This is a genomic window from Streptomyces sp. NPDC005963 (assembly GCF_040638655.1).
Classification (GTDB): Bacteria; Actinomycetota; Actinomycetes; order Streptomycetales; family Streptomycetaceae; genus Streptomyces.
On the sequence record NZ_JBEXVD010000058.1, the window covers coordinates 1 to 10,864 of the forward strand.

Consider the following 10,864-nt stretch of genomic DNA (forward strand, 5'->3'; position numbering starts at 1 on the left):
GTGTCGGGTGACGTGGATGCGGTGGTGGAGTTTGTTGAGTTGTTGGTGGGGGAGGGGGTGCGGGCGCGGTTGATTGATGTGGATTATGCGTCGCACTCGGCTCAGGTGGAGGAGGTGCGGGAGCAGATCCTTAGCGACCTGGCCGACATCGCGCCCGTCACTGGTTCGGTGCCGTTCTATTCGACGGTCACCGGGGGTTGGTTGGATACGGCATCCCTGGATGCTGAGTATTGGTACCGCAATCTGCGGGAGACGGTGGAGTTCGAGGCGGCGACGCGGGGGTTGTTGGAGGAGGGATTCCGGTTCTTCATCGAGCCGAGTGCGCATCCGGTGTTGGCGGTTGCGGTGGGGGAGTCGGTGGAGGCTGCCGGGGTGGAGGCAGCGGTGGTGGGGACGCTACGGCGTGGGGAGGGTGGTTGGGAACGGTTACTGCTCTCCCTCGGGCAGGCGTATGTGCAGGGTCTGTCGGTGGACTGGTCCCAGGCGTTCGCCGACACCGGCGCCCGACAGGTCGAACTCCCCACCTACCCCTTCCAACACCAACGCTACTGGCTCGACGTTCCGACCACGAGTTGGGATGTCGCATCGGCCGGGCTCGCCACGACCGACCACCCGTTGCTCGGCGCGGCGACGGAGGTTGCGGACTCCGGGGAACTGCTGCTCACAGGCCGGTTGTCCCTGCGTACCCACCCCTGGCTCGCCGACCACGCCGTGGCCGGCACGGTCCTGCTCCCCGGCACGGCCTTCCTTGAACTCGCACTGCGCGCTGCTGCCGAGGCCCAGTGCCCTGCGGTGGAGGAACTCACCCTTAAATCGGCGCTGGTCCTCCCGGACGAGGGAGCGGTTCTCCTTCAGGTGCGGGTCGGACCATCGGACGGTGACGGCCGCCGGTCGCTGAGCGTGTTCGCCCGTACCACGCAGGATGCCGACCGGCCGTGGACCGAACACGCCACCGGCACCCTGGTGTCGAGGCCCCCAGGGGAGGCGGACGCGGTGGGATCCGCCGCCGGTCTGCTCAGTTGGCCACCGGCCGGTGCCGAGCCCGTGGACACGGACGACCTCTACCGGCGCTTCGCCGAAGCCGGCTACCACTACGGCCCCGCATTCCGTGGCATCCGTGCCGCCTGGCTCCGCGGGGGCGAGGTCTTCGCCGAAGTGGTGCTGCCGCAACCGCAGCACGCCGACGCCGCAGGATGCGCCCTGCATCCGGCGCTGCTCGACGCCTCCCTCCAGACCGCCGCCCTGCTGCCCGACCAGGACGGTCAGGCACGGCTGCCGTTCAGTTGGACCGGTGTGACCAGCAAGATCACCGGCGCCACCACCCTGCGCGTACGGCTCCGTGCTGACGCTGCGGACACCGTGACCCTCGCCGCCCACGACCTGGCCGGTCAGCAGGTGCTCACCGTGGAGTCCCTGGTCCTGCGCCCGCCCGCTCTTGGCGGGCCGATCTCCGCCGCCGCGCACGCCGATCTGCTGTTCCGCCTCGACTGGACGCCGGCCACCACTTCCGTCGACGCCCCCGTACCGGCCTGGACCGCCCTGGACGGTGCTGTCCCCGGCGCGGACACCTGGCACGACCTCGACGCCCTGGGGAGCGCCCGGGGTTCGGGCACCCCCCTCCCCGACGTCGTCGTGGCGACGGTCTCGACCACCGATCTGTCCGACCCGTCCGACCGGGTCCATGCCACCGCCCAGAACTGTCTCGCCCTGATCCAGAAGTGGCTGGACGACGAGCGGTTCGCCGAGACGAAACTCGCCCTGCTCACCAGGGACGCGGTCCGTACGGGGCCGACTGACCGTCCCGTCGACCTCGCCCAGGCAGCCCTGTGGGGCCTGGTGCGGAGCGCTCAAGTCGAACATCCCGACCGCTTCGTACTCATCGACCTCGACGGGACGCACACCGCGGCGGACGTACTGCCCGCCGCGCTCGCCGCGGACGAACCCCAACTGGCCTCACGCGGAGAAGGGTTGCTGCTCCCGCGGCTCATGCGCGGTGGACAGCCGCAGGGAACGCTGACCCTGCCGCCCACCGAGGGCGCCTGGCGGCTCTCCACCGAAGGCCGGGGCTCCCTGGAGGACGTGGCGCTGCTTCCCGCTCCCGCCGCCCTCGCCCCTCTGGGCAAGGGCGAAGTCCGGATCGCCGTGCGCGCCGCCGGACTGAACTTCCACGACGTCATCGCCACCCTCGGCCTGGACCCGGATCCCGAGCAGCAGGGCCTGGGCAGTGAGGGAGCCGGAACCGTCATCGAGGTCGGCCCCGGCGTGGACGATCTGGCCCCGGGGGACCGGGTCATGGGGATCTTCGAGGGCGCGTTCGGCCCGGTCGCCGTCGCCGACCGCCGCACCATCGCCCGTATGCCCTCCGGCTGGTCCTTCGCCCGTGCCGCATCCGTACCGGTGGTGTTCCTGACCGCCTACTACGGCCTCTTCGACCTCGGCGATCTACAGCGTGGGGAGTCCGTGCTGGTCCACGCCGCAGCCGGCGGGGTCGGCATGGCGGCGGTCCAACTCGCGGAACACGCCGGGGCGCGGGTCTTCGGCACGGCCAGTCCCGCCAAGTGGGACGTACTGCGCGCGAACGGACTGGACGACGCGCACATCGCCTCCACCCGTACCGTCGACTTCGCCGACAGCTTCCTCGCCGCCACCGCAGGTCGGGGCATGGACGTCGTACTGGACAGTCTGGCGCGCGAGTTCGTCGACGCCGGTCTGCGGCTGCTGCCCCACGGCGGCCGGTTCGTCGAACTCGGCAAGACCGACATCCGCGACCCGAAGGAGGTCGCCCAGCAGTACCCCGGTGTGCGCTACCGGGCGTTCGACCTGATGGAGGCCGGGCCGCAGCGCATCGGCGAGATGCTGGCCGATGTCCTGGACCTGTTCGAGCGGGGTGTGCTCCGCCCCCTGCCGGTCACCGGCTGGGACGTCCGGCGGGCCCCGGCGGCGTTGCGGTCACTCAGCCAGGCGCGAGGGGTCGGCAAGAACGTCCTGCTGCTACCCGCCCCGCCGGACCCGGCAGGCACCGTCCTGATCACCGGGGCCACCGGCACCCTGGGACGCCTCCTGGCCCGGCACCTGGTCGTCTCGCACGGCGTGCGGCACCTGCTGCTGGTCGGACGCCGGGGCGGATCCGCCGCCGGGATGACGGAACTGGTGGAGGAGTTGACCGCGCTCGGGGCCACGGTGACGGTCACCGCCTGTGACGTGGCCGACCGAACCGCACTCGCCGCCCTGCTCGCGGCCGTACCCGCCGCCCATCCCCTGACCGGGGTCGTTCATGCGGCCGGTGTGCTGGACGACGCCACGGTCACCGGCCTGACGCCCGACCAACTCGACCGCGTCCTGCGGCCCAAGGCGGACGCGGCACTCGCCCTGCACGAGCTGACCCGGGAGTCCGACCTCGCGGCCTTCGTGCTGTTCTCGTCAGGGGCCGCCCTGTTCGGCGGCGCCGGGCAGGCGAACTACGCGGCTGCCAATGCAGTACTCGACGCCGTCGCCGCCGAACGCCAGGCCCAGGGACTGCCCGGCCTGTCCATCGGCTGGGGCCTGTGGGAAGAGCGCAGTGCGATGACCGCTGCTGTCACCGGAGGCCGCGGCGCGAAGTCGGGCGCGCTGACCTCGGCGGAAGGGCTCGCCCTGTTCGACGCGGCGCTGGGCTCTCCCCATGCCTACGGACTCGCCGCGAGGATCGCCCCGTCCGTACTGCGTGCCCACGATCAGCTGCCCGCCGTGCTGCGCGGCCTGGTCCGTCCGACCCGCTCGGCCGCGCCCGCGCAGCCGACAGCCACCATGGCCCAACAACTCGCCGCGCTCCCGGAGGCCGAGTTGCACCGGACCCTGCTCGACCTGGTGCGGGGCAATGCGGCTGCGGTGCTCGGCCACAGTTCGCCGGAGTTGATCCGGGCGGCGCGTCCGTTCAAAGAGATCGGTTTCGACTCCCTCACCGGGGTCGAACTGCGCAACCGGTTGATGTCCGCGACCGGCCTGCGACTGCCGGCCGCACTCGTCTTCGACCACCCCACACCGGAGGCACTGGCACGCCATCTCGCGTCCCGGACCGCCGCCGGACGTCCGGCGGCCGACTCTGCGGTCCTGGCCGGGCTCGACAGTCTGGAAGCACTGTTGGACGCCATGCCTCCGGACGGTGTCAGCGACGAACTCTCGACCAGGCTGCGGGAGGTCTTGGCACGCTGGCAGCCCGACGCAACGGCCCTCCCCGCCACGGTCGGGGGCGGCGCGGACGATCTCGCACCCGATCGGATCGAGTCGGCGAGCGACGACGAGGTCTTCGACTACATCGACCGGCAGTTGGGACTCACATGACCCCGGAACCGACCCTCCTCGCTGCCCGAGCATCCCAAGACCAGAACGGCGGTGTCCTATGAGCGAACAGAGGCTGCGTGACTACCTCAACCGGGTGACGATCGACCTCCAGAACACCCGGCAGCGACTCAGGGAAGCCGTGGCCAGTACCCACGAGCCGATCGCGATCGTGTCCATGAGCTGCCGCTTTCCCGGTGGCGTCCGCACGCCCGAGGAACTGTGGGACCTGCTCGTCGCGGGCCGCGACACGGTCACGCCCATCCCCGACGACCGTGGCTGGAAGGCTGCTTGGCCCACCGGCGGTGATGTCCCCGGCCAGGGGGCGTTCATCGACGGCGCAGGGGACTTCGACCCCGAGTTCTTCGGTATCTCGCCGCGCGAGGCCGTGGCGATGGACCCGCAGCAGCGGCTGCTGCTCATGGCCTCCTGGGAGGCGATCGAGCAGGCGGGCATCGATCCGCTCACCCTGCGGGGCAGCCGAACCGGAGTGTTCGCCGCGGCCATCGACCAGGGGTACGCGACCCTGGGCGCAGCCGCATCGGAAGCGGTGCAGGGCTTCCTGATGACGGGCAACTCGATGAGCGTGATGTCGGGACGCGTGTCCTATGCGCTCGGTCTCGAAGGCCCTGCCGTCACGGTGGACACCGCCTGCTCGGCGTCGCTGGTGGCGCTGCACCTCGCGGCGCGGGCCCTGCGCGCGGGGGAGTGCTCGCTCGCGCTCGCCGGGGGCGTCAGCGTGATGGCACTGCCGGCCGTATTCGTGGAGTTCAGCCGCCAGGGCGCGATGTCCGCCGACGGCCGCTGCAAGCCCTTCGCGGCGGCTGCGGACGGCACCGGCTGGGGCGAGGGCGTGGGGATGCTGCTGCTGGAGCGGCTCTCCGACGCCCGGCGCAACGGCCGCCAGGTGCTGGCCGTACTGCGCGGATCGGCGACGAACCAGGACGGCGCGAGCAACGGCTTGACCGCACCCAACGGACCGTCCCAGCAGAGAGTGATCCGAGCGGCGCTCGCCGATGCGGGTCTGACCACCCGGGATGTGGACGCGGTCGAGGCCCACGGCACCGGCACCACCCTCGGCGACCCGATCGAGGCCGATGCGCTGCTGGCCACCTACGGCCAGGACCGACCCGCCGACCGGCCCATCTGGTTGGGGTCACTGAAGTCCAACATCGGCCACACCCAGGCCGCCGCCGGGGTGGCCGGGGTCATCAAGACGGTGCTCGCGCTACGGCACGGCGTACTGCCCCGCACCCTGCACGTGGACCAGCCGACTCCGCACGCGGACTGGTCATCGGGGGCCGTCGAACTGCTCACCGAGGCCCGGGAGTGGCCCGCCGTCGACAGGCCCCGCCGGGCCGGAGTGTCCTCGTTCGGCATGAGCGGCACCAATGCGCACGTCGTCCTGGAGCAGGCACCGCCGGACGGGACGGTCGTGCCGGGCACCGGGGCCGAGCCGTCGACCGGGTCCGTACTGCCCTGGATAGTCTCCGGACGCACCGCCTCCGCGCTCAGGGACCAGGCGGTCCGGCTGGGCGCCCAACTGGCCTCGGACCCTCCCGTCCGACCGGTCGACGTCGGGTTCTCGCTGGCGACCACCCGCTCCGCCTTCGAACACCGCGCGGTGGTGATCGGCGGCGATGGCCCGGCACTGCGGGACGGGCTCGCCGCGGTGTCCACGGGGGACGCGGGTGTGTTCACCGGCTCCCTCGGCGCCGCGTCCGGTGCCGCTGACGTCGTGTCGGGCAGCGGACGGGTCGTCGAGGGCCGGACGGTGCTGGTGTTTCCCGGACAGGGCTCGCAGTGGGTCGGCATGGCGCGGGACCTGCTCGCGGCCAGTCCCGCCTTCCGGGACCGGATCGCCGTCTGTGGCACGGCTCTGTCCGCCCATGTCGACTGGTCGCTCATCGCCGTCCTGGAGGACGCGCCAGGCGCACCCTCGCTGGAGCGGGTGGATGTGGTGCAGCCGGTGCTGTGGGCGGTGATGGTGTCGCTCGCCGCGCACTGGGAGTCCTGGGGCGTCCGGCCGGATGCCGTGGTGGGCCACAGCCAGGGAGAGATCGCCGCCGCCGTGGTGGCGGGCGCGCTGACACCGGAGGACGGCGCCAAGGTCGTCGCCCTGCGCAGCCGCGCCATCCGGGCCCTGGCCGGCCTGGGCGGCATGGCCGCGGTGTCCCTGCCCCAGGACCTGGCCCGGACCGAGATCGCCCCCTGGGCGGAACGGCTGTCGATCGCCGCCGTCAACGGGCCAGCCGCCGTGGTGGTTTCCGGAGAGGCGGAGGCCCTCGCCGAACTGCTCGCCCGCTGCGAGTCGCGCGGTGTGCGGGCCAGAGCCGTACCCGTGGACTACGCCTCCCATTCGGTCCAGGTCGAGCGGATCAGGGCGGACGTACTGACCGCACTGGCGGACGTACGACCTGTCCCGGGCCGGGTGCCGTTGTTCTCCACCGTCACCGGGGACTGGCTGGACACCGCGGTCATGGACGCCGACTACTGGTACCGCAACCTCCGGCAGACCGTCCGCTTCGAGACGGCCGTCCGCTCCCTGGTCGAGCAGGGCCACGAGGTGTTCCTTGAGGTGTCGCCGCACCCGGTGCTGACCATGGCCCTCCAGGACACCGTCGAAGACGTCCGCACCGATGACACGGCGGTCGTCGTCGGCACCCTGCGGAGGGACGAGGGCACCCTGCGGAGGGCGCTGACCTCGGCAGCCGAACTCTGGGTGTCGGGCGTGAACATCGACTGGGCCGCAGTGTTCGCCGACACCGACGCACGCCCGACGGACCTGCCCGGATACCCCTTCCAACTGCGGCGCTACTGGCTGGAGTCCGCGACGCCGCAGGACACCGGTGCGACCGATCCCCACGACACGGCCTTCTGGAACATGGTCGAGCACGATGCCCCCGCCGAGGTCGCCGCCCATCTCCGCGTCGATGAGGACTCGCTCGGCCGAGTGCTCCCGGCCCTCCGCGGCTGGCGGAAACAACAGCGGGACGAGGCCGTCATCGACTCCTGGCGCTACCGCATCGGCTGGCAACGACTGCCGGAATCGGTGGCCGCTCCTTCCGCGGGGTTCTGGCTGGTGGTGTCGCCCGTCGGCCACGGGGCCGACACACGGGTACGCGGCCCGGTCCAGGCGCTCACCGAGACGGGCGCCGTCGTCGCAACGGTCGAACTCACGCCCGGCGAGGCCCGACGCGAAGCACTCGCGAACACCCTCACGGCCGCCCTCGACGGCCGCGTTCCGGCGGGAGTGCTGTCGCTGCTGGCCGTGGACGGCCAGCCCCACCCCGACCACCCAGGACTGCCCACGGGAACGGCGCTCACAGTCGCCCTGGTGCAGGCACTGGGCGACCTCGGACTTTCCGCACCGCTGTGGTGCGCCACCAGCGGAGCCGTGTCGACCGGCGCGGACGATCCGGTCACCGACCCGGCCCAGGCCATGGTCTGGGGCACCGGGCTGGTGGCGGCGCTGGAGACGTCCGCGCGCTGGGGCGGACTCATCGACCTGCCGGCGGACCTCGACGCCCGCGCCAGGGCCCGGCTCGGCGCGGTGCTGACATCCTCCCAGTCCTCCCGAAGCGCCGACAGCGCAAGCGGTGTCGGCGGTGAGGACCAACTCGCGCTGCGCCCCGCCGGCCTCCTCGCCCGCCGCCTCAATCCGGCACCCAGGACCGGCGCCCGGACGGGGAGCTGGAAGCCCCGCGGCACGGTGCTGCTCACCGGTGGCACCGGTGCCATCGGTCCGCACCTCGCCCGCTGGCTGGCCCGGAGCGGCGCAACGCATCTCGTGCTGCCGGGCCGCCGCGGGGCCGAGGCGCCCGGAGCTGCGGAACTCGCGGCGGAGCTGGGCGAACTCGACGTACGACTGTCACTGCCGGTCTGCGACCTGGCGGACCGTGCGGCGGTGGAGGCGCTCCTGACCGGCCTGGAAGCAGCCGGTGACCCGGTCACGGCCGTCGTCCACGCCGCCGCCTTCATCGCGCTCGCGCCACTGGACAGCACCCCCCTGTCCGCGTTTGAGCAGATCGTCGCAGCCAAGGCCGCTGGGGCCGAACACCTCGACGCCCTGCTCGATCGAGAACTGGACGCCTTCGTCCTGTTCTCCTCGATCGCCGGCGTCTGGGGCAGCGGCAACCACGGCGCCTACGCGGCGGCCAATGCCTATCTGGACGCACTGGCCCAACACCGTCGGGCCCGTGGTCTGACCGCCACCGCAGTGGACTGGGGCGTCTGGCAGGCCGAGAACCCGTGGCAGGCCCGCATCGCCGGGGACGACGCCGACCTGTTCAAGCTGGAACAGCACGGTCTGCCACGGATCTCGCCCGACCTCGCCGTCAACGCCCTGCAACAGGTACTGGACGACGACGAGACCGTGATCGCCGTCGCCGACGTCGACTGGGAGCAGTTCGCGGCAGTCTTCACCTCCACCCGCCCCAGCCCGCTGCTGACCGGAGTTCCCGACGCCCGCCGCGCACTGGAACGCCCGTCGGGCGACAGCGGCGCCGAGGCACCCGCTGCGGCGGCGCTGCGCGGACGGTTGGCCGCACTGGGCGCGGTCGAGCAGCGCCGTCTCCTGCTCGACCTGGTCCGCACCCATGCGGCTGCCGTGCTCGGCCACACCACGACGGACGCGATCCGGCCGGGCAAGGCGTTCCAGGACATGGGCTTCGCCTCGCTCACCGCAGTGGAACTGCGCAACCGACTGAACACCGCCACGGGTCTCCGGCTGCCGTCCACCCTGGTCTTCGACCACCCGTCATCGACAGCGCTCGCGGAGGAGATCAGTACGCAACTACTGGGCCCGCAGCCCGGGACGGTGGAACCGTCCGCCGGGGCCGAGACCCCGCGCGCTGCCGGATCCGACGACGAGCCGATCGCAATCGTCTCCATGGCCTGCCGCTTCCCGGGCGGGGTCGGCACCCCCGAGGACCTGTGGCGACTGCTCGCCGAGGGCGGCGATGCCGTCTCAAAGTTCCCGACGGACCGCGGCTGGGACATCGAGGCCCTGTACGACCCCGATCCGGACAGCCCCGGCACCTCGACCACCCGGCATGGTGGTTTCCTGCACGACGCGGCCGAGTTCGATGCGGAGTTCTTCGGCATCTCCCCGCGCGAGGCGTTGGCGATGGATCCCCAACAACGTCTGCTTCTTGAGACGAGTTGGGAGGCGATCGAACGCGCGGGCGTCGATCCCGTGACACTGCGGGGCAGCCGTACGGGGGTGTTCACCGGGGTCAATTACGCCGACTACGCCGCCGTGGTCGCCCAGTCGGACGAGGGCGACGGCCATCTGCTCACCGGCAGCGCCCCCAGTGTGGTGTCCGGTCGGGTCGCCTACACCCTGGGCCTCGAAGGCCCTGCGGTCACCGTGGACACGGCGTGCTCCTCCTCGTTGGTCGCGATGCACCTCGCAGGCCAGGCCCTGCGCGGCGGCGACTGTTCACTGGCGCTGGTCGGGGGTGTTGCAGTGATGGCGACCCCCGGGGCCATCATCAGCTTCTCCCGTCAGCGAGGGCTCGCCGAGGACGGGCGCTGCAAGGCGTTCTCGGATGACGCCGACGGGATGGGCATGGGCGAGGGGGCAGGCGTCGTCCTGCTGGAGCGGTTGTCGGACGCACAGCGCCATGGGCATCCGGTGCTTGCGGTGGTGCGTGGTTCCGCGGTGAACCAGGACGGTGCCAGCAACGGCCTCTCCGCGCCGAACGGTCCGTCGCAGCAGCGGGTGATCCGGGCGGCGTTGGCGGATGCGGGGCTGACGGCGTCCGATGTGGACGTGGTGGAGGCCCATGGCACCGGTACCACCCTGGGCGACCCGATCGAAGCCCAGGCCCTGCTCGCCACCTACGGCCAGGACCGCCCGGCGGACCGACCGTTGCTGGTGGGCTCGCTCAAGTCCAACCTCGGCCACTCCCAGGCGGCGTCAGGCGTGGCGGGTGTGATCAAGACCGTGCTGGCGATGCAGTACGGGCAGGTGCCCGGCACCCTGCATGTCGGCAGGCCGTCCGACCACGTCGACTGGACGCGCGGGTCGCTCGCCCTCGCGACCGCGTTGCAGCCCTGGCCGAGCAACGACCGTCCGTTCCGGGCAGGAGTGTCGTCCTTCGGTCTGAGCGGCACCAACGTTCACACGATCCTTGAGCAGGCGCCCCCGCAGAACGAGGTGTCCGCGTCCGAGCGTGAGCACACTGCCGCCGCGGTGCCCTGGTTGCTCTCGGCGAGGAGCCCGCAGGCCCTGCGGGACCAGGCCGACCGGCTGAGCCGCCACCTGGACGGCCGATCCGGCGTGGACCCGCGCGACATCGGACTCTCCCTGACCGCCCGTACCGGCTTCGACCACCGCAAGGCACTGGTCGGCGGCGAGACCGAGCTGCGATCCCTGCTGCGCAGACTGGCCGACGACAACTCGGCGGAGTTCACCGACGCCCAGGGCCGCACGGTCGACGGCCGGACGGTGTTGGTGTTTCCGGGGCAGGGGTCGCAGTGGGTGGGGATGGCGGTGGGGTTGTTGGATGAGTCGGTGGTGTTTGGGTGGTGGATGGGTGAG

Annotated in this window: 2 protein-coding genes; both read left to right on the forward strand. The window is 71.9% G+C overall.

All coding sequences use genetic code 11. The features are described from left to right. The coding region (locus ABZ348_RS34220) for an SDR family NAD(P)-dependent oxidoreductase (RefSeq protein WP_358939845.1) at positions 1 to 4,320 on the forward strand (4,320 nt) is incomplete at its 5' end. A gap of 58 nt (positions 4,321 to 4,378) precedes the next feature. Continuing rightward, the coding region (locus ABZ348_RS34225; RefSeq protein ID WP_358939846.1) for a type I polyketide synthase at positions 4,379 to 10,864 on the forward strand (6,486 nt) is incomplete at its 3' end.